This is a genomic window from Nocardioides sp. (genome assembly GCF_036267815.1).
In the GTDB taxonomy this organism is placed as follows: Bacteria; Actinomycetota; Actinomycetes; order Propionibacteriales; family Nocardioidaceae; genus Nocardioides.
On record NZ_DATAVI010000045.1, the window covers coordinates 46,482 to 66,158 of the forward strand.

Annotated in this window: 16 protein-coding genes; 7 read left to right on the forward strand and 9 right to left on the reverse strand. The window is 70.5% G+C overall.

Going from position 1 to position 19,677, the window contains the following annotated elements:
- Nucleotides 1-107: 107 nt before the first annotated feature.
- Entirely contained in the window at nt 108-1,541 is a 1,434-nt protein-coding gene (locus tag VHW64_RS09850; RefSeq protein WP_329650365.1) for a gamma-aminobutyraldehyde dehydrogenase, read from the reverse strand.
- Between the two features lie 202 nt (nt 1,542-1,743).
- Here VHW64_RS09850 and VHW64_RS09855 point away from each other — a divergent pair, with 202 nt between their 5' ends.
- Nucleotides 1,744-3,804, forward strand: coding sequence for a PKD domain-containing protein (locus tag VHW64_RS09855; protein WP_329650366.1), 2,061 nt, complete (start codon nt 1,744-1,746; stop codon nt 3,802-3,804).
- A gap of 183 nt (nt 3,805-3,987) precedes the next feature.
- Nucleotides 3,988-4,158 (forward strand): hypothetical protein, encoded by a 171-nt coding sequence (locus VHW64_RS09860; RefSeq protein ID WP_329650367.1) that lies wholly within the window; start codon nt 3,988-3,990, stop codon nt 4,156-4,158.
- Nucleotides 4,159-4,885: 727 nt separating this feature from the next.
- Here VHW64_RS09860 and VHW64_RS09865 read toward each other — a convergent pair.
- Both VHW64_RS09865 and speB read right to left on the reverse strand, forming a co-directional pair.
- A complete protein-coding gene (locus tag VHW64_RS09865) occupies nt 4,886-6,517 on the reverse strand; it encodes an amidohydrolase (protein ID WP_329650368.1) in 1,632 nt (543 codons plus the stop codon).
- A gap of 2 nt (nt 6,518-6,519) precedes the next feature.
- The gene (speB, locus tag VHW64_RS09870; RefSeq protein ID WP_329650369.1) at nt 6,520-7,521 is read right to left on the reverse strand and encodes an agmatinase; all 1,002 of its coding nucleotides are present in this window, start codon (nt 7,519-7,521) and stop codon (nt 6,520-6,522) included.
- Nucleotides 7,522-7,667: 146 nt separating this feature from the next.
- On the opposite strand from speB, the gene VHW64_RS09875 reads away from it, so the two are divergent.
- A complete protein-coding gene (locus VHW64_RS09875; RefSeq protein ID WP_329650370.1) occupies nt 7,668-9,050 on the forward strand; it encodes an aspartate aminotransferase family protein in 1,383 nt (460 codons plus the stop codon).
- A 16-nt stretch (nt 9,051-9,066) separates the two neighbouring features.
- Here VHW64_RS09875 and VHW64_RS09880 read toward each other — a convergent pair whose 3' ends face one another.
- The 4 genes from VHW64_RS09880 to VHW64_RS09895 are packed head-to-tail and all read right to left on the reverse strand — an operon-like array spanning nt 9,067 to nt 13,064.
- Nucleotides 9,067-9,867, reverse strand: coding sequence for an ABC transporter permease (locus VHW64_RS09880; protein ID WP_329650371.1), 801 nt, complete (start codon nt 9,865-9,867; stop codon nt 9,067-9,069).
- Nucleotides 9,864-10,742 carry an ABC transporter permease gene (locus VHW64_RS09885; protein ID WP_329650372.1) on the reverse strand — a complete coding sequence of 293 codons (879 nt, stop codon included), beginning with the start codon at nt 10,740-10,742 and terminating at the stop codon, nt 9,864-9,866. The genes VHW64_RS09880 and VHW64_RS09885 overlap by 4 nt, the downstream gene beginning before the upstream one ends.
- Complete coding sequence (locus VHW64_RS09890; protein WP_329650373.1) at nt 10,739-11,890, reverse strand: ABC transporter ATP-binding protein; 1,152 nt, start codon at nt 11,888-11,890, stop codon at nt 10,739-10,741. Before VHW64_RS09890 ends, VHW64_RS09885 begins: the two co-directional genes overlap by 4 nt.
- The gene (locus VHW64_RS09895; RefSeq protein ID WP_329650374.1) at nt 11,883-13,064 is read right to left on the reverse strand and encodes a spermidine/putrescine ABC transporter substrate-binding protein; all 1,182 of its coding nucleotides are present in this window, start codon (nt 13,062-13,064) and stop codon (nt 11,883-11,885) included. Before VHW64_RS09895 ends, VHW64_RS09890 begins: the two co-directional genes overlap by 8 nt.
- Before the next feature lie 176 nt (nt 13,065-13,240).
- On the opposite strand from VHW64_RS09895, the gene VHW64_RS09900 reads away from it, so the two are divergent.
- The 4 genes from VHW64_RS09900 to VHW64_RS09915 all read left to right on the forward strand — a co-directional run bounded on the left by VHW64_RS09900 (nt 13,241) and on the right by VHW64_RS09915 (nt 17,188).
- A complete protein-coding gene (locus VHW64_RS09900; protein ID WP_414690475.1) occupies nt 13,241-13,681 on the forward strand; it encodes an Lrp/AsnC family transcriptional regulator in 441 nt (146 codons plus the stop codon).
- Nucleotides 13,666-15,048 carry an FAD-binding oxidoreductase gene (locus tag VHW64_RS09905; protein WP_329650376.1) on the forward strand — a complete coding sequence of 461 codons (1,383 nt, stop codon included), beginning with the start codon at nt 13,666-13,668 and terminating at the stop codon, nt 15,046-15,048. The genes VHW64_RS09900 and VHW64_RS09905 overlap by 16 nt, the downstream gene beginning before the upstream one ends.
- A 207-nt stretch (nt 15,049-15,255) precedes the next feature.
- Nucleotides 15,256-16,197: a serine protein kinase RIO gene (locus tag VHW64_RS09910; RefSeq protein ID WP_329650377.1), complete on the forward strand. Its 942-nt coding sequence runs from the start codon at nt 15,256-15,258 to the stop codon at nt 16,195-16,197.
- A 46-nt stretch (nt 16,198-16,243) separates the two neighbouring features.
- Nucleotides 16,244-17,188, forward strand: a complete 945-nt coding sequence (locus VHW64_RS09915) for a Rossmann fold nucleotide-binding protein (protein ID WP_329650378.1) — start codon at nt 16,244-16,246, stop codon at nt 17,186-17,188.
- Here the strand turns inward: VHW64_RS09915 and VHW64_RS09920 are convergent.
- Together VHW64_RS09920 and rlmN are read right to left on the reverse strand one after the other, a co-directional pair.
- Complete coding sequence (locus VHW64_RS09920) at nt 17,154-18,341, reverse strand: glycosyltransferase family 1 protein (RefSeq protein WP_329650379.1); 1,188 nt, start codon at nt 18,339-18,341, stop codon at nt 17,154-17,156. The two genes, VHW64_RS09915 and VHW64_RS09920, sit on opposite strands and share 35 nt — an antisense overlap.
- Nucleotides 18,342-18,530: 189 nt before the next feature.
- On the reverse strand, nt 18,531-19,673 hold the full coding sequence (gene rlmN, locus VHW64_RS09925) for a 23S rRNA (adenine(2503)-C(2))-methyltransferase RlmN (RefSeq protein WP_329650380.1): 1,143 nt from the start codon (nt 19,671-19,673) through the stop codon (nt 18,531-18,533).
- Nucleotides 19,674-19,677 lie beyond the last annotated feature (4 nt).

Here is a 19,677-nt window from a genome sequence, read left to right on the forward strand (position 1 = left end):
GCGGGTCGCCGGCCCGGTCCTGATCGCCGCCCCGGTCGCCGTCCCGGTCGCCACCGAGCCCGGGGAGTGACCCCGCCGACCGGTGCAGGGGTACGACGTGGGCCGGGCTACTCGCCGAGGTAGCTCATGACGTGCTTGATGCGGGTGTAGTCCTCCAGGCCGTACATCGACAGGTCCTTGCCGTATCCGGAGTGCTTGAACCCGCCGTGCGGCATCTCGGAGACGAACGGGATGTGGGTGTTGATCCAGACCACGCCGAAGTCGAGCTGCTTCGACATCCGCATCGCCCGCGCGTGGTCCCTGGTCCAGACGCTGGAGGCCAGGCCGTACTCGACGCCGTTGGCCCAGCGCAGCGCCTCGGCCTCGTCGGAGAAGCGCTGCACGGTGATCACCGGGCCGAAGATCTCGGTCTGGATCTGCTCGTCGTCCTGCTCGAGCCCGGCCAGGACCGTCGGCTCGTAGAAGTACCCGACGCTGCCCTGCCGGCGTCCCCCGGCGGCGAGGGTGGCGTGGCCGGGCAGGCGGTCGACCATGCCGGCGACGCGCGTCAGCTGGCTCTCGTTGTTCAGGGCGCCGTAGAGCACGTCCTCGTCGTCGGGCAGCCCGGTCCTGGTGTTCTTCGCCTGCTCGGTGATGGCGGCGACGAAGTCGTCGTGGACCCCGGGTCCGGCCAGGACCCGGGTTGCCGCGGTGCAGTCCTGCCCGGCGTTGAAGTAGCCCGCCATCGCGATGCCCTCCGCGGCCCTCTCGACGTCCGCGTCGTCGAAGACGATCACCGGTGCCTTGCCCCCGAGCTCGAGGTGCACCCGCTTGAGGTCGGTGGAAGCCGAGGCGGCGACCTCCATGCCGGCACGCACCGACCCGGTGATGGCCACCATCTGCGGCGTCTTGTGAGCGACCAGCTGGCGCCCGGTGTCGCGGTCGCCGCACACGACGTTGAGGACACCGGGAGGCAGGAACTCCTGACAGATCTCGGCCAGGAGCGTCGAGCTCGCCGGGGTGGTGTCGCTGGGCTTGAGGACGATGGTGTTGCCGCCGGCCAGTGCCGGGGCGATCTTCCAGATCATCATCATCAAGGGGTAGTTCCAGGGCGTGACCTGGCCGACGACGCCGATCGGCTCGCGCCGGACCCACGACGTGTGGTCGGCCAGGTACTCCCCGGCGGAGCGGCCCTCCAGCAGCCGGGCGGCGCCGGCGAAGAACTTGAAGTGGTCGGAGGCGTAGGGCATCTCCTCCGACATCGTCAGCCCGAGCGGCTTGCCGGTGTCCTTGCACTCGACGGCGTTGATCTCCTCGATCCGCTCCTCGATGGCCCCCGCGATGCCGAGCAGGGCGTTGCCGCGGTCCTTGGGCGTGAGGTCGCCCCAGCCTTCGAACGCCGCTGCTGCCGCGGCGTACGCGCGGTCGACGTCCTCGGCGCTCGAGAGCGGCGCCTGCGCGTAGACCTCGCCGGTGGTGGGGTCGACGATGCCGTAGGTCTCGCCCGAGGCGCTGTCGACGAGCTCGCCGTTGATCACGTTGCGGAACGTCTGGTCGGCCATGGCGGGAGCGTAGCCTGACCCGCTGCGGAACCGACAGTGGCGGTCCGCGGAAACAACGGAATCCGTCATTGGGATGGCCTGGAACCCACCGATCCGCAGACGGGGCGCTCGTGGGCTGCTCATGCCCCAGGCGGAAATGACCCGCACCGAGGGTGTCGCGGCGCCCGCGGACCTCGCTACGGTCTCGGCAGGGGGAACCATGATGACGAGTCCCAGACCGCACACCGGACGACGAGTCGCCACCGCGGTGGCCTGGGTGCTCGCGCTGCCGCTGGCCGCCCAGCTGCCCGCACCGGCCGACGGGGCCGTGGCTCCCGGCACCGTGTGGGAGTGGGGGTCCAACGGCTTCGGCCAGCTGGGCAACGGCACCACGTCGGCATCGCCGTCGGGCGCCGCCATGGTCCCCGGACTCTCCGACGTCGCTGACGTGGAGGGCGGCCGGGAGCATCTCGTGGCGCTGACCACCTCGGGCGCGGTCCTGACGTGGGGCAGCAACGAGTACGGGCAGCTCGGTCTGGGCGACACCGCCAACCGCAGCGTGCCGACGCAGGTGACCGTGCCCTGCGCCGGAGGCGTGAAGGCGGTCGACGCCGGCCACTACACGACGTTCGCCCTGTGCAACAACGGCACCGTGTGGGGCTGGGGCTGGAACGCCGACGGCCAGATCGGCGACGGGACCCGCACCACCCGACGCTCCCCCGTCCAAGTCTCGGGCATCACCGACGCGGTGAGCATCGACGCCGGCCGCGACATGACCTACGCGCTCCGGGCCGACGGCACGATGCTGGCCTGGGGTGACAACACCTACGGAGAGATCGGCGACGGCACCACCACCGCGCGCCTCACTCCGGTCCCGGTCAGCGGGCTGACCGGCGTGTCCAGCATCGCACCCGGCCGCGACCACGTCCTGGTGCTCCGCCAGGACGGGTCGGTCTGGGGCTGGGGCTGGAACCAGTACGGCCAGGTGGGCGACGGCACCACCGTCAACCGCTCGCTCCCGGTCCAGATCCAGATCACCACCGGGGTCTCGCAGCTCGCGGCCGGGGCCAACCACTCCTACGCGCTGACCACGGACGGGCGCGTCCTGTCGTGGGGGCGCAACTACGTGGCCGAGCTGGGCGACGGCACCTCCACGATGCGCACGCGCCCGGTATCGGTGCTGGGTGTCGCGAACGCCGTCTCGATCGGCTCCGGGCGCGACCACGGTGACGCCGTCCTCGCCAACGGCACCGTGATGGCGTGGGGCGACAACGTCAACGGCCAGCTCGGCGACGGCACCACCACGAACCGCAGGACCGCCATCGTCGTCCCCGGAGTCTCGGGGGCGACCTACGCCGGCGGCGGTGGCGCGGAGTACACCGTCGTCCTGGTCTCGGGAGCGCCGGTCGACCAGCCTCCTCAGGCCGGCTTCAGCGTCAGCTGTCAGCTGCTGACCTGCCACCTCGACGGCACGGCGTCCACCGACCCGGACGGGACCGTCCAGTCGTGGTCGTGGGACTTCGGCGACCAGAGCACCGGCTCCGGCTCGGTGGTCGACCACACCTTCGCCCAGCCGGGCACCTTCCAGGTCACCCTCACCGTCACCGACGACGACCAGGCCACCGGAACCTCGACCCAGGGCGTGACCGTCTCCGACGGCTCGTCGCCACCGGCCGCCTTCGACGCCGTCAGCACGCTGACCAACTCCTTCACCAGCTCCACGATCCGGGTCCCGACCCAGGCCAAGGTCGGCGACCGGCTGGTGCTCGTCGTGACCACCAACCGGGCCGCGACCCTCGCCACGCCATCGGGCTGGACGCTGCTCGGCACCGTTAGTGACGGGACGGAGGTGCGGTCGTGGATCCTCACCCGGTCGGCGGCCACCGGCCTGCCCGGGTCGACCGTGACGCTGAGCCTCGATGCCGCCTCCAAGACGAACGCCACCGTGCTGGCCTACTCCGGGGCCGCGGCACCCAGCGTCGTCCAGGGCGCGGCCGAGACCGGCACCAGCACGATGCACAAGGCACCCGCGGCAGCGGTCTCGGTCGCCGGGTCGATCGTGGTCTGCTACTGGGCGGACAAGGTGCCGACCGCGCACGGCTGGTCCGTCCCCGCCGGCTTCACCCAGCGGTCGGCGACGGCGGGCACCGGCAGCGCGATGATCACGTCGACCACCGGTGACACCGGAGCGCAGTCGGCCGGGACCTGGCCCGGCGCGACCGCGACGGCTGCCGCCTCCTCCGCCAAGGCGATCGCCTGGACGATCGTCCTGCCGCCGGCCTGAGCCGCCCGCAGCGCACCAACGCGGTGGCTCGAGCGTCGTCGCCTGCGCGACGAGAGGCTCGACTCATGCGCACTCGGACAGCCCTGCTCACCGTGGCGCTCCTCACGGGAGCCACCCTCGTCGTGCCCGCTGCGGGGCTCGCCCCACCACGTCGACACCACCAAGCGGTCGGCCAGGATCCGGGTGATCGCCGTGCTCCACGAGCGCGGCGGCCAGGTGGCCAGGGTGGTCAGGGTGGTCGCCTCGCCCACGTTCCCGCACGCACGCAGCGGCCACCTGACGCGTGACCCGGGCTCCAGTCGCTACCGCGGGTGGGTCACCATCCCCAAGAACGTCGGCGACCACTCGGGGTAGGTCGCGCTCCGCGCGGTCGACGCTCTCGGGCGCGAGCGGGTGTCGACGGCGCACGACGTCCGGGAGGCGGCGTTCGACGCCCGCCTCCGGGTCACCTCCGGGCGTCCCGACCGGCGTCCGCCGCGACTCCTCCACGCCTCCACGTGACCCCGGCACGTCGGCGTCCGCCGACACGCGGCCAAGGCACTGGTGCGGGTCCGCCTCGCCGACGACCACGCGGTGCGGCACGCCTGCGCGACCGGGCTGACCCTGGCCATGCGCCTGCATCGGGTGTCCGGGTCCGCGCGCCGAGGCGTGTGGCGGATCGCCCTTCCGATCAGCCGTTGTGGCCGCGTCCACGGGGTCGGACATCTCGGCCTGACCCTCGGCGACGCGGCCGGCACTACGTCTGCGCGAAGCTGGGCCGCATCCGCATCCGGGCGCACGACCGCCAGAGCTTCGGCGCGCGCCTCGTCGCGCCGGTCGGGGACGAGCTCCACGTCCGCCTCAGCGAGCCGGTGCACGGCATCTCGAGCTCGAACGTCGTCTAGGACACGGACGGCGACAGCGTGGCTGGCGCATGGTCGTGCCGGGACACGTCGGGCTCGGACGTCTCGTGCCTCACCGGAGCGGTCCGGACCGCGAGCTTCGCCCCTGACCCGGTGCCGTTCGAGGCGGAGAGGTGGACTGGGAGCCCGCCGAGCTCGACGTTCTCGACCGAGGACCCGAGCCGGCCAGGGCGCGTCCGTCAGGGGCTCTGGTGGACCCGCTCGCCCGACACCCACGTCGACACGACCCGCGCGGCACCGATCTCCTCGGCTGCCCCGGCGAACGGGTCGCGGTCGAGCACGGCGAGATCCGCGGTGTTCCCGGGGGCGAGCACGCCGGCACCGTCGATCCGGTCGCGCCCGTTGATCCACGCCGACCCGGCGGTGTACGCCGCGAACGCCGTCGTCAGGTCGATCGCCTGCTCCGGCAGGAAGGCCTCGCGCGGGTCGTCGTACGTCGCGCGGTTCACGGCCGTGTGGATCGCCGCGACCGGGTCCGGCGAGCTGACCGGCCAGTCGCTGCCCATGACGAGGCGGGCGCCGGCGCGGTGCAGGCCGCCGAACGGGTACTGCCAGGTCGACCGCTCCTCGCCCAGGAACGGGATCGTCAGCTCGTCCATCTGCGCCTCGTGGCAGGCCCACAGGGCTTGCGCGTTCGCCGAGACCCCGAGCTCGGCGAAGCGGGCGACGTCGTCGGGATGGATCACCTGGATGTGCGCGATGTGGTGGCGGAGGTCGGCGTCGTGGCCGGCATCCCTCGCGGCCGCGAAGGCGTCGAGCGCCTCCCGCGTGCCCCGGTCGCCGATCGCGTGCACGTGCACCTGGAAGCCCTCGGCCGACAGCGCGACGACAGCCCGCTTCAGCTCCTCGGCGTCGACGAAGGAGTGCCCGGCGTTGTCCGTCGTCTGCCCGTGCGGGTCGAGGTACGGCGTGAGCATCGCCGCGGTGAAGTTCTCGCAGACGCCGTCCTGCATGATCTTGACGCTCGTGGCGCGGTATCGCCCTCCGGACTGGGTCCGCCGTCGCTCGACCAGGCCGGCGACCTGCTCCAGCCCCAGCTCGCGGTCCCACCACAGCGCGCCGACCACGTCGGCGACCAGGTCACCGCTGGTGATCGCGTCCAGGTACGTCGAGCCGGTGTCGGCCATCCCGGCGTAGGCGCCGACGATCGCGTCCTGCCAGGCCGTCACGCCCAGGGAGAACAGGTACCGCTGGCCCTCGACGAGCCCAGCGGCGTACTCGTCGGCGGTCAGCTCCGGCAGCAGCGCGGCGACGATGTCGACCGCTCCCTCGTGCAGCGAACCCTGCGGCCTGCCGTCGGGAAGCCGCTCGATCCGGCCGTCAGCAGGGTCGGGGGTGGTGGCGGTGAGGCCCGCCAGCTCGAGGGCGCGCGAGTTCGCCCAGGCGCCGTGGTGGTCGCGGTTGTGCAGCAGGACCGGGCGGTCGGCGACCACCACGTCGAGGTCCGCGGCCGACGGGTTGCCTCCGGGGAAGGCGGCCATCGCCCAGCCGCCGCCGGTGACCCAGGGCCCGTCGTAGCCCTCGGCGTAGTCGCGGACCATCGCGACATACTCCTCGCGGGTGCTGCCGTCGGTCAGGTCGCACTGCATCCGCTCCAGGCCACCTTGGATCGGGTGGCAGTGGGCGTCGCTGAAGCCGGGTGAGACCAGGCCGCCGGCGAGGTCGACCACGTCGTGGCCGGCGCGGTCGAGCCGCTCCAGGCTGGGGGGCGAGAGCACGGCCACGACCTTGCCGTCCTCGACGAGCAGGGAGTAGCCGGCACGGTGGCGGTGGCCGTCGAAGACGGAGCCGCCGGTGAACAGGGTCGACATGGTCAACGCCCTTCCAGCAGAGGGCCGGCGGGGTCGTGGGTGATCCCCACCTTGCGCGCCGCCAGACCGGAGAGCGCCTCCAGGCACACCCGGTTGGCGAGGTACGCCGTGATCTCGGCGTGGTCGTAGGGCGGCGAGACCTCGACCACGTCGATACCCGCCACCGGCAGCTCCCGGCAGATCCGGCGGACGGCGTCGAGCAGCTCTCGCGACGACAGGCCACCGGGCTCCGGGGTGCCCGTCCCGGGCGCGTGGCCCGGGTCGCAGACGTCGATGTCGACCGACAGGAAGACCGCGTCGCAGTCGTCCATGGCGATCTCGAACGCCTCGTCGAGGCAGACGTCGAGCCCGCGCTTGCCGATCTCGGTCATCTCATAGGACCGCATGTCCTGCTCGGCCATCCACGCCATGGTCTCCGGTCCGGGCCAGTAGCCGCGCAGCCCGATCTGGAGGAACCGGTCACCGCGCACCGCACCCGACTCGATGAGGCGGCGCATGGGCTGGCCGTGGCCGTAGAGCGAGCCGAACTCGATGTCGCCGGTGTCGGCGTGGGCGTCGAAGTGGATCATCGACACCTTGCCCATGCCCAGGTGCCGGGCCACGCCGGTGGCATCGGGCAGCGCGATGGAGTGGTCGCCACCGAGGACGAGCGGGACCGACCCGGCGGCGGCGATCGCGTACACCGCGTCCTCCAGCGCGTGCAGCGCGCGCTCGATCTCGCCGGGCGGCATCTCGACGTCTCCCATGTCCACGACCGTGACGTCTTGGAGGGCGTCGACCCGCAGTGCCAGATGAGGTCGCGAACCGTCCTGCGGCAGGTAGTCGGTCTGCCGGATGGCCATCGGTCCGAACCGCGTGCCGGGGCGATGGGAGGTGCCCCCGTCGAACGGCGCGCCGACGACCACGACGTCCGCCGCGGCCAGCGCGGCCGCGTCGTCGACATCGACCGCCGGGACGCCGAGGAAGGTGATGTCAGGTCCGAACTGGGCGCCGTACCTCGTCATGAGGCCTTCCTACCAGGCCGGTATCCCTCGCGCCTACCTACGGATTTAGTGACGAATCGCCGTTGGGACCTTCGGATTCGCTTGCGAGGGGTTGTTCGGCGCATCATGATGGTGCCACCCAAGCCCAGACGCGAGGACCGATATCCATGCCCGGCGAGATCGTCTACGACAACGCACGTCTCCAGCAGGCCGCCCGCGACCACCTGTGGATGCACTTCACCCGGCACTCCTCCTACGACTCGGCCGAGGTCCCGATCATCGTCCGTGGCGAGGGTGCCTACATCTACGACGTCCACGGCAAGAGGTACCTCGACGCCCTCGCGGGCCTGTTCGTCAGTCAGCTCGGGCACGGACGGCGCGAGCTCGCCGAGGCGGCGGCCAAGCAGACCGAGCAGCTGGCATTCATGCCGCTGTGGTCCTACGCCCACCCCAACGCGATCGAGCTGGCGGAGCGGGTCGCGGGCTACGCCCCGGGCGACCTCAACCGCGTCTTCTTCACCACCGGCGGCGGCGAGGCGGTCGAGACCGCCTGGAAGCTGGCCAAGAACTACTTCAAGGTCACCGGCAAACCCTACAAGCACAAGGTGATCAGCCGCGCGATCGCCTACCACGGCACCCCTCAGGGCGCCCTGTCGATCACGGGCCTACCCGGAATGAAGGCCCCGTTCGAGCCGCTGGTGCCCTCGACGTTCCGCGTGCCGAACACCAACTACTACCGCGCGCCGTACTTCGAGGACGACGAGAAGAAGTTCGGGCTGTGGGCCGCCAACGAGATCGCCGTCGCGATCGAGAACGAGGGCCCGGAGACCGTGGCCGCGGTCTTCTTGGAGCCGGTCCAGAACTCCGGCGGCTGCTTCCCGCCGCCCCCGGGATACTTCGACCGGGTTCGTGAGATCTGCGACGAGTACGACGTGCTGCTGGTCTCCGACGAGGTGATCTGCGCGTTCGGGCGCCTCGGGCACATGTTCGGGGCAGAGCGCTACGGCTACCAGCCCGACATGATCACCTGCGCCAAGGGCATCACGTCGGGCTACGCCCCGCTCGGCGCGATGATCGCCAGCGACCGGCTGATGGAGCCGTTCCGGCACGGCACCGAGACCTTCCTGCACGGCTACACCTTCGGCGGACACCCGGTCTCGACCGCGGTCGCGATGGCCAACCTCGACATCTTCGAGAAGGAGCGGATCAACGAGCACGTCCGCGACAACGAGGGCGCCTTCCGCGAGACGCTCGAGAAGCTGAAGGACCTCCCCATCGTCGGCGACGTCCGCGGTGACGGCTACTTCTTCGGCATCGAGCTGGTCAAGGACAAGAACACCAAGGAGACCTTCAGCGACGAGGAGTCCGAGAAGCTCCTGCGTGGCTTCCTCTCCAAGGCCCTCTACGACGCGGGCCTCTACTGCCGCGCCGACGACCGCGGCGACCCCGTCGTCCAGCTCGCGCCTCCGCTGATCTGCGACCAGGAGCACTTCGACGAGATCGAGCAGATCCTGCGCGCCGTCCTCACCGAGGCCGGCACTCTCCTCTGACGTTGAGTTGGCTCAACTACAGGGCGAGGGCCCGGCGGCGGCGGCGGTTGTTGACCTCGCCGCCGACCACGATCAGCACCGAGATCAAGAACATCATCGTGCCGACGACGTTGACCTGCATCGGGACGCCGCGCTGGGCCACGCCCCAGACGTACATCGGGAAGGTCACGGTCGTGCCGGCGTTCAGGTTGGTGATGATGAAGTCGTCGAAGGACAGCGAGAAGCTCAGCAGCGCCGCCCCCAAGATGCCGGGGAACGCGAGCGGGAACGTCACCCGCCAGAAGGTCTGCCGGGGATTGGCGTAGAGATCCATCGCCGCCTGTTCGAGGGTGTCGTCGAGCCCGGCGAGCCGGGCTCTCACGGTGACCACCACGAACGAGATGCAGAACATGATGTGGGCGATCAGGATCGTCCAGAACCCGAGCTGGCCGCCGAAGCCCGCGGCCACGAACAACGCCAACAGCGACGAGCCCATCACGATCTCCGGCGAGGCCATCGGCAGGAAGATGATGAGGTTCATCGTCGAGCGGCCGGCGAACTCGTGCCGGACCAGGGCGAAGGCCATCATCGACCCGAGGATGGTCGCCACCACCGTCGCCGAGAGGCCGATGGTGATGCTCTTGCCCACGGCCTGGCACATCGACGGGTCGGCGCACGGGTGCAGCCAGTTGGCCAGCGTGAACTTGTCGAACCGGTAGACCAGCCGGCTCTTGGGCTGGTTGAAGCTCATCAGCACGACGACCGCGATCGGCACGAACGTGTAGACCAGTACCAGGATCCCGAGGAACAGCACGATGCGCTCGCGGAACCACCTCATAGCAGCTCCTCGGTCCCTGCGCGGCGGACGTAGAACAACACCATCACCACGATGATCAGCATCAGGATCATCGAGAGCGCACCGGCCGCCGGATAGTCGTTGGCGTTGGTGAACAGGTCTTGGATGACGTTGCCGATCATGCGTTGCTTGGGACTGCCCAGCAGCTGAGCGTTGATGTAGTCACCGGTCGCCGGGATGAACGTCAGCAGGGTCCCCGACACGACCCCGGGCAGCGACAACGGCCAGGTGACCTTGAAGAACCCCACGAACGGGTTGGCGTACAGGTCGGAGGACGCCTCGATCAGACGTTGGTCGATCTTGTCGATGCTGGCGAACAGCGGAAGCACCATGAACGGCAGGAAGTTGTAGGTCAGGCCGGCGATGACCGCGATCGGCGTCGCCAGCAGCCTCCCGTCGGGGCCGAGGACGTGGATGTCGCGCAGGACGCCGACGACGGGGCCGGTGTCGGCCAGGATCAGCTTCCAGGACAGCGTGCGGACCAGGAAGCTGGTGAAGAACGGCGCGATCACCAGGACCAGCATGAGGTTCTTCCAGGCGCCGGCCTTGAAGGCGATGGCGTAGGCCAGCACATAGCCGAGGACCAGGCACAAGATGGTCGCGATCGCGCCGTACTCGATCGAGCGCAGCAGCGGACCCCAGTCACTCCAGCTGTCCGGCTTGCCGTACTGCTTGAGCGCGTTCCAGTAGTTGGCCCAGTGCCAGGTCATCTTGTAGCCGCCGACGACCGACCCGTTGGGGTCGTACAGCGCCGTCGCGACCAGCGAGTAGAACGGGATGACGAAGAACAACGCGAGCCAGACGACGCCCGGCAGGAGCAGGAAGTACCCGGTCCGGCCGCGACGGCGGACGGTCACGCGTCCTCCTCCGCACCCGCGTTGGCATCCTGCTGGGCGTCGAGCAGGAAGGCGTACTCAGGACGCCAGGACAGCTCGACGTTGTCCCCGGAGCGGAACAGGCGGCGGCGACCGGTGTTCTGCTCGAAGATCTGGAGCTCCTGGCCCCAGGGCATCCGGACGAGGTACTGCGTGCTGACGCCCACGAAGCTGACGTCGGTGACCACCCCGCCGGGGATGGTGTTGCCGGGGGCGTCGAGCGCCTCGCCCACCTCGCCGATCAGGACCTTCTCGGGCCTGATGCCGAGCCAGCCCCGGTCGCCGTCGGCGTGCGAGCGCGCGGTGGGGACCGACACCTGGATGCCGTGCATGTCGAGGGTCACCAGGTCGGCGTCGCGCGACTTGATGGTGCTGTCGATCAGGTTGGACTGACCCAGGAAGTTGGCCACGAACGTCGTGCGGGGGTTCTCGTAGAGCTCGTCGGGCGAGCCCATCTGCTCGATGCCACCGGCGTTCATCACCGCGATGGTGTCGGCCATCGTCATGGCCTCCTCCTGGTCGTGGGTGACGTGGATGAAGGTCAGCCCGACCTCGGTCTGGATGCGCTTGATCTCGATCTGCATCGAACGCCGCAGCTTGAGGTCCAGCGCACCGAGCGGCTCGTCGAGGAGCAGAACCTCCGGCTGGTTGATCAGGGCCCTCGCCAGGGCGACGCGCTGCTGCTGGCCGCCGGAGAGCTGGGCCGGCTTCTTGCGGGCCTGCGTGGTCAGCTCGACCAGCTCCAGCATCTCGTTGACGTGGCGCTCGACCTCGGACCGCTTGCGCCTCCGCAGGCCGAAGGCGACGTTCTCGAAGATGTCGAGGTGCGGGAACAGCGCGTAGCTCTGGAAGACCGTGTTGACCGGCCGGCGGTACGGCTTGTCGTAGGTGATGTCCTGCCCTGCCAGGCGGATCGTCCCTGACGTGGGCGTCTCCAGGCCCGCGACCATGCGCAGCGTCGTGGTCTTGCCGCACCCGGAGGGCCCGAGCAGGGCGAAGAACGACCCCGTGGGCACGTCGAGGTCGAGCGACTTGACGGCCGTGAAGTTGGCGAACTCCTTGGTCAGCTGCCGGATCTCCAGGCCGGCGGCGCTGCCGCCCGTCGAGGCGAGCGCGGACTCCTCAACCACCGATGACATTGGACCAGTCCCTTTCGTACTCGGTGTTCTGCTCCTCGTCGAGGGCCATGAAGGAGAAGGCGTCCTTGAGGTCGTCCTCGGTGGGGAAGATCAACGGGTTGTCGACCAGCGACTTGTCGATCTTCTCCATCTCCTTCTGTGCGCCCTGGACGGGACAGATGTAGTTCACCCATGCGGCGAGCTTCGCCGCGACCTCGGGCTCGTAGTAGTAGTTCATCCACTTCTCGGCGTTGAGCGTGTGGCTCGCCTGGTTGGGCACCAGCATGTTGTCGGCCCACAGCGAGAGACCCTCGGTCGGGTAGACGAACTTGATGTTGGGGTTGTCGTACCGCGCCTGGATCACGTCACCCGACCAGGCCTCGCAGGCCACGATGTTGCCCGCGGTGAGGTCCTGGATGTACTCGTTGCCCGTGAAGGCGCGGACCTGGCCGGCCGAGACGGCCTCCTGGAGCCGGGCGATGGCCTTGGTCCACTCGTCCTTGGTGAACTTCTCCGGTTTCGCGCCGACCACCTTGAGCATGAAGCCCATCGTGTCGCGCATCTCGCTGAGCAGCGTGATCCGGCCCTTGAGGTCGGAGCGGGTCAGCAGCTCCTCCATCGAGGAGACCTTGCCGGTCTCCTTGGCGTTGTAGGCGATGCCGGTCAAGCCGCTCTGCCAGGGCGCGTGGTACTTCAGGGTCGGGTCCCAGGCGCGGTTCTGGAGCGCGGGGATGAGGTTCTCGCGGACGTTCGGGATCTGCTTCGGGTCCAGAGGCTGGATCCACCCGAGGTTGATGACACGGCCGGCCATCCAGTCGGTCAGGATCATGATGTCTCGACCGATGGGCTGGCAGGCCCCGAGCTGGTTGCGCACCTTGGCGAAGAACTCGGAGTTGTCGCTGATGTCGTCGGTGTAGGAGACCGAGATGCCGGTCTGCTGCTCGAAGACCTGGAGTGTGGACGTCGACTTCTTGATGGGGTCGATGTAGGCGGGCCAGTTCGAGACGACCAGCTTCTTCTGCGAGTTTGAGAGGTCCGTGGCCATGCAGTCCATCGGGTTCTGCTTGGCGTCCGGCACGTTGAACAGCTTCAAGGAGGCCAGGCTCCCCGCCGCGAAGACCGCGCCCCCGCCACCCTTGAGCAAGCCACGGCGCGAGATTCCTGAGAGCGTGCGACCTGACGTCATCTGGCTCCTCCCCTGGGTCGGCAGGTTCGGATCGTGTCATGTACCCGGTGGCCCGACAAGGGATTCCGTGCATCAATTGCCGCTCAGCGACGGAATCCGCCGTCTACCTACGCTGGACCGGTGGTGCCAGGGGTGTCAGCATAGGGACCGTGACGAAGAAGCAGCCGCGAGCGACGCTGGACGAGGTCTCCAAGGCCATCATCGAACAGCTCCAGGCCGATGGCAGGCGGTCCTACGCCGCCATCGGCAAGGTCGTCGGGCTCTCCGAGGCTGCCGTCAGGCAACGCGTCCAGCGGCTCATCGACTCCGGCATCATGCAGGTCGTCGCCGTCACCGACCCGCTCGAGCTCGGGTTCGCCCGCCAGGCCATGGTCGGCGTCCGGGTCAACGGGCCGATGGAGCCCGTGGCCGACGCGTTGGCGGACCTCGAGGAGGTCGACTACGTCGTCATCACCGCCGGTGTCTACGACCTGCTGGTCGAGGTCGTGTGCGAGAGCGACGAGCACCTGCTCGAGGTGATCTCCGGCAAGATCCGCCGGATCTCCGGTGTTGTCGGCACCGAGACGTTCATGTACCTCAAGCTGCGCAAGCAGACCTACTCGTGGGGTGTCCGCTGAGCTACCGCTCCCTGAGTCTGTGGCACGAGTCCGTCCCAGACGACTGGTCACCGCGTCCTGCCCTCCCCGGTGACCGCGACGTCGACGTGGCGATCGTCGGCGCGGGCTTCACCGGGCTGTGGACCGCCCTCTACCTCGCCCGCGCCGAGCCGTCGCTGCGGATCGCCGTCGTCGAGGCCGAGACGGCCGGCTTCGGCGCCAGCGGCCGCAACGGCGGATGGTGCTCGGCCCTGTTCCCCTCCTCCTTGGACTCGATCGCCAAGCGGTCGACCCGCGAGGGAGCCCTGGCCCTCCACGCGGCCATGCGGGGCTCTGTCGACGAGGTGCTCGCCGCGGCCGAGCTGGAGGGGATCGACGCCCAGGCGCAGAAGGGCGGCACGATCTCGCTGGCCAGGTCGGCACCCCAGTGGGCTCGCGCGCGCGGCCACGTCGACGACGCCCGTTCGTGGGGCCTGGGCGAGGACGACGTCCGGCTGCTGGACGCCGCCGAGGCCACGGAGGTCCTGGCCGGGACCCGGGTCCGCGGCGCGACGTACACACCGCACTGTGCGGCGATCCATCCCTCCCGGCTGGTGCGCGGCCTCGCCGAGGCCGTCGCGCGCCGCGGCGTCACGATCTACGAGCAGACCCCGGCCACGGCGATCGCGCCCGGATCCGTCGCGACGCGCCACGGGATCGTGCGCGCCGAGCACGTGATCCGCGCGACCGAGGGCTACACGCGCACGCTGGCCGGCCAGCGTCGGGCGATCGTCCCCGTCTACTCCCTGATCGTTGCGACCGAGCCCCTGTCCCCGCAGGTGTGGGAGCAGATCGGGCTGCGCCGCCGCGAGACCTTCAGCGACCACCGGCACCTGATCATCTATGGCCAGCGCACGGCCGACGACCGGCTCGTCTTCGGCGGTCGTGGAGCGCCGTACCACTTCGGCTCGCGCCTCCGGCCCGGCTACGACCTCGTCCCCCGCGTGTTCGAGGGGCTGTGGGCCACTCTGGTCGACCTGTTCCCGGTCGTGTCGGACGCCAAGGTCACCCACCGGTGGGGCGGCGCGCTGGGGATCGCCCGCGACTGGACCGCCTCGGTCGGCCTCGACCGCTCGACGGGCCTCGGCTGGGCCGGGGGCTACGTGGGGGACGGTGTCGGCACCACCAACCTGGCCGGCCGCACCCTGGCCGACCTGGTCCTGCGCCGTGACACCGAGCTGACCCGGCTGCCGTGGGTCGACCATCGGTCGCGCTCGTGGGAGCCGGAGCCGCTGCGATGGCTCGGGATCAACGCCGGGCTTCGCGCGATGACCTGGGCCGACGCCGAAGAGGCACGGACGGGTCGCGAGAGCCGGATCGCCCGGGTCGTCTCGCCCTTCATCCACTAGGGTCCGTCGCCCCGCATGGGGAGACACCTCCCGCGCGGTCGGGAGGATCGCGCGAATTGCGTTGCGGGGCCGGCCGCGGCCTGAGAAACTCGCCCCGGAGTTCTTCGGCAGCGCCGCGTCCGCCGCGCGCCCGGATGAGAGCCCAGATGAGAGGAGGCGTCATGACGACCGATGTCTTCGGCATGTCCGCCGCCGCCGTTCACTCTCATGACTGGAGCACCATCACCGATGTACGCCGAGCATCCCGAGCGCGCTGACGCGTTCGACTCGTTCTTCGCCAAGCGCAATCCCGACAGCGACTCCCCCGATCCCGCGTCCGACGACGAGGAGATCGACTCCCGTTTCGTCTTCGACTTCGAGACCTACGACGACCTCGACGACGGACAGCGCTGGTCCACCTGGGGCTCCGTCGAGCCCCTGCAACGCGGACCCGAGCCCCGTCCCGACTGGGTCGTGACGTCCCAAGGGGCGATCGACACCGACCTGGGCATCCTCAAGACCGGCAAGGAGGCCGACGTCTTCCTGCTCGAGCGCGCCGACCCGCTCGAGCGCGAGAAGGCCGTCGTGATGGCGGCCAAGCGCTACCGCGCGCCCGACCACCGCAGCTTCCATCGCTCCGCGTCCTACACCGAGGGGCGCTCGATGCGGCGCTCGCGCGACAACCGGGCGCTCAAGCGCAAGTCCACCTTCGGACGCGAGGTCGCGGCCGGCGAGTGGGCCGTCTCGGAGTGGGGCGCGCTGGTCCGGCTGTGGCAGCTCGGCCTGCCGGTGCCGTACCCGGTCCAGGTCGACGGCACGGAGATCCTCATGGAATGGATCACCTACGACGGGCAGACGGCCCCGCGACTGGCCCAGACCCGGCCGGAGCGTGGGCTGCTGGCGTCGTACTTCGACCAGCTCCGCGAGGTGCTGGCGACGCTGGTGCAGGCCGGTCTGGTCCACGGCGACCTCTCGGCGTACAACATCTTGGCCGCCGGGCCGCAGCTCGTGGTGATCGACCTCCCCCAGGTCGTCGACCTCGTCGGGAACGCCGCGGGGATGGACTACCTGCTGCGCGACTGCACCAACATCTGCGGCTGGTTCCGCGCTCGGGGCCTGGACGTGGACGAGCACGAGCTGTTCGGCGAGCTGATGACCCACGCGTTCTGAGACAGCCGCCGTGGAGCAGCTGCACGCGAGCGAATATCGTGACGGCGTGCGTCGAGTCCGAGGCCCCTCGATCCGGGTCCGTCCGGTGGCCGAGGCGCCGGCGGTGGACCTCCACGACGTGCCCGTCGATGCCTACCGCGACTCGTTGTACGCCCCGGGCGACCTCTACGACGCCGAACCGTACGCCGCCTCGTTGGACGCCCGCGCGTTCCTGTGGGCGCGCGAGCAGCGCACGCCGCGCGCGACCCTCGCCCAGGCGCTGCACGACCACGCGATCGACCAGGCGCTGGCGAGCTGGGTCTCCGGCCGGCACCTCGTGGGGGTGATGGGCGGGCACGACGTCGACCGCGCGTCAGCGTCGTACGCCGACGCCGCCCGGCTGGGCTGGATGCTGGGGCAGCACGCCGTGGTCACCACCGGCGGCGGACCCGGCGCGATGGAGGCCGCCAACCTCGGCGGGCTCCTGGCCGCCGGCTCGCGCGACGAGCTCGCCTCGGCCGTGGCGTCGCTGGCCGGCGTGCCGTCGTACCGGCCGTCGGTCGACCAGTGGGCCGCCAAGGCGCGAGCGGTCACGCAGAGCGCGGCCGACCACGGCGTCGAGCCGCAGGACTCTCTCGGCATCCCCACGTGGTTCTACGGCGAGGAGCCTCCGAACCTGTTCGCGTCCGCGATCGCGAAGTACTTCCGCAACGCCATCCGCGAGTCGATCCTGCTCCAGGTCTGCGACGCCGGCATCGTCTTCCTGCCGGGCCTGGGCGGCACGGTCCAGGAGATCTTCCAGGACGCCTGCGAGAACTTCTACGCCGCGCCGGGCAACGTCGCGCCGATGGTGCTGGTGGGACGCACCTACTGGTCCGAGACCCTCCCGGCCTGGCCGCTGCTCCAGGCCCTGGCGAAGGGCCGTCCGATGGCCGACCACATCCATCTCGTCGCCACCGTCGAGGACGCGGCCGAGCTCATGCGGCGCCGAGGTTCTCCCTCGCCCCGATGACCTCGCGGTAGTGCTCGAGGAGCAGGTCGTTGACGCGGGTCCAGGTGCGGCCCTCGACAGCGCGCCGCCCCGCCGCGCCCATCCGAGCACGCAGCGCGGGGTCCTCGACCAGGGCGGCGACGTGGCCCCGGAGTGCTGCACCGTCGCCCGGCTGGTAGAGGCGACCGGCGTCGGGAGGCACCACGTCGACCGGACCGCCTGCGCGCGGCGCGACAACGGGGACACCGGACGCCAGCGCCTCCTGGGCGCTCTGGCAGTAGGTCTCGTACCGGCCGGTGTGCACGAACACATCGAGGTCGGCGTACTCCTGGGCCAGCTCGCCCTGGAGCACGAGCCCACGGAACTGCGCGCTCGGCAGCAACGAGCGGAGCCACTCCTCCTCGGGCCCGGCACCGACCAGGACCAGCTCGGTGCCCGGGAGGTCGGCCACCGAGCGCAGCAGGTGCAGCTCCTTCTCGGCAGCGAGCCGGCCGACGTAGCCGATCCGGACCGGCTGGTCACCGGCGACCGGCCGGGTGCGCCGGGCCGGGTGGAACAGCGTGGTGTCGACGCCGCGCGGCCACAGCGCCAGGCGGGGTACGCCGAGTGCCTCCAGCTGTCGGAGGCTCGCCGCGGACGGCGCGAGCGTACGGTCGACCCGGCGGTGGATCGCCCGCGTGAGGCGGGCCATCGCCCACTCGCCGCCCAGCACGCCGTACTGCCGGGCGAAGCCGACGAGGTCCGTCTGGTAGATGGCCACGGTCGGGATCCCGAGCTCGTCGGCGGCACGGACCGCCTGGTATCCCAGCGCGGCGGGCGAGGCGACGTGCAGGACGTCGGGCTCGAAGGCCGCGATGATCTCGCGGAACCTCCCGCGGGCCTGGAGCCCGACCCGGAAGTCGCGGTAGAACGGGAGGTTCGCACCGCGGGTGTGCAGGACGGGGAAGCCGGCGTACGACTCCGGGCCCGTGGGGGCCACTGCGGCCGCGGCGTGGCCGGTCGTCGCCAGATGGTCGAGGACCCGGACCACGGAGTTGGTGACGCCGTTCACCTGCGGGAGGAACGACTCGGCGACGACGAGCACGCGAAGCTCGCGGCCGGTCGAGGGCTCCGCACCGGGGCGGTTGCGCAGGTCGTCGGGAGGTGTCGGGATCGTGGGGACTGACGGGCGCATCGCAGCGTCCTCTCAGGCTGGTTCCCTGGCGCCCCTCACGCTAGGAGAGCCAGGCGAACGCACGCCCTGCAAGACATGGCGCGGGCGTGAACCCTCGGTGTCGGACCGGGATGGACGGCTCGTCACGATGAGCAGCCGAGCCGGGAGTGGACCAGGCGAACTCCGCGGGCCCAGCACCGGTTCACCTGCTCAGCGTGATGAGCCGTCCGCCGTCGCGGCGAGCTGGCCGCAGGCGCCGTCGATCTCGCGGCCGCGGGTGTCGCGCACCGTCGCGGCGATCCCGCGGGCCTCGAGGCGGCGCACGAACTCGCGTTCGTCGGCGGGGTCGGAGGCGGTCCACTTCGAGCCCGGCGTGGGGTTGAGCGGGATCAGGTTGACGTGGACCCAGCCCCAGTCGCCGCGCGCGAGCAGCACGTCCGCGAGCAGATCGGCCCGCCAGGCCTGGTCGTTGATGCCGCGCATCATGGCGTACTCGATCGAGACCCGCCGCCGGGTGATCCGGGCGTAGTTCCACGCGGCGTCCACGGTCTGGTCGACGCTGAACCTGGTGTTGATCGGCACCAGCTCGTTGCGCAGCTCGTCGTCCGGCGCGTGCAGCGACAGTGCCAGCGTGACCGGCAGGCCGAGCTCGGCCAGCTGGTTGATCCGCGGGACCAGCCCCACCGTCGAGACCGTGACACCGCGAGCGCTCATTCCCAGCCCGGACGGCGCGGCCTCGGTGAGGCGACGTAGGGCGCCCACGACCGCGGGGTAGTTGGCCAGCGGCTCACCCATGCCCATGAAGACGACGTTCGAGACGCGCGCCGGCCCGCCGGGCACCTCTCCTCGGGCCAGCGAGCGTGCCCCGGCCACGACCTGCTCGACGATCTCGGCCGTCGACATGTTGCGCTGGAGCCCGCCCTGGCCGGTGGCGCAGAACGGGCACGCCATCCCGCAGCCCGCCTGCGAGGAGACGCACATCGTGACCCGGTCGGGGTAGCGCATCAGCACCGACTCGACCAGCGCCCCGTCGAAGAGTCGCCACAGGGTCTTGCGCGTCGTCGCGCGGTCGGCCTCGAGGGTTCGCAGCGGGGTCATCAGCCGAGGCAGGAAGGCCGCGACCAGCTCGCCGCGAGCGGCGGCGGGCAGGTCGGTCATCTCGTCCGGGTCGTCGACCAGCCGCTCGAAGTAGTGGGTCGAGAGCTGCTTCGCGCGGTAGGCCGGCAGGCCCAGCTCGGTGGCGTACGCCGTGCGCTCGTCGAGGCTGAGGTCGGCGAGGTGCCGAGGCGGCTTGGCGCGCCCTCGTGGCTCGGCCATGACGAGAGGCAGCGAGGGCCGGGACGACTGGGGCATGGTC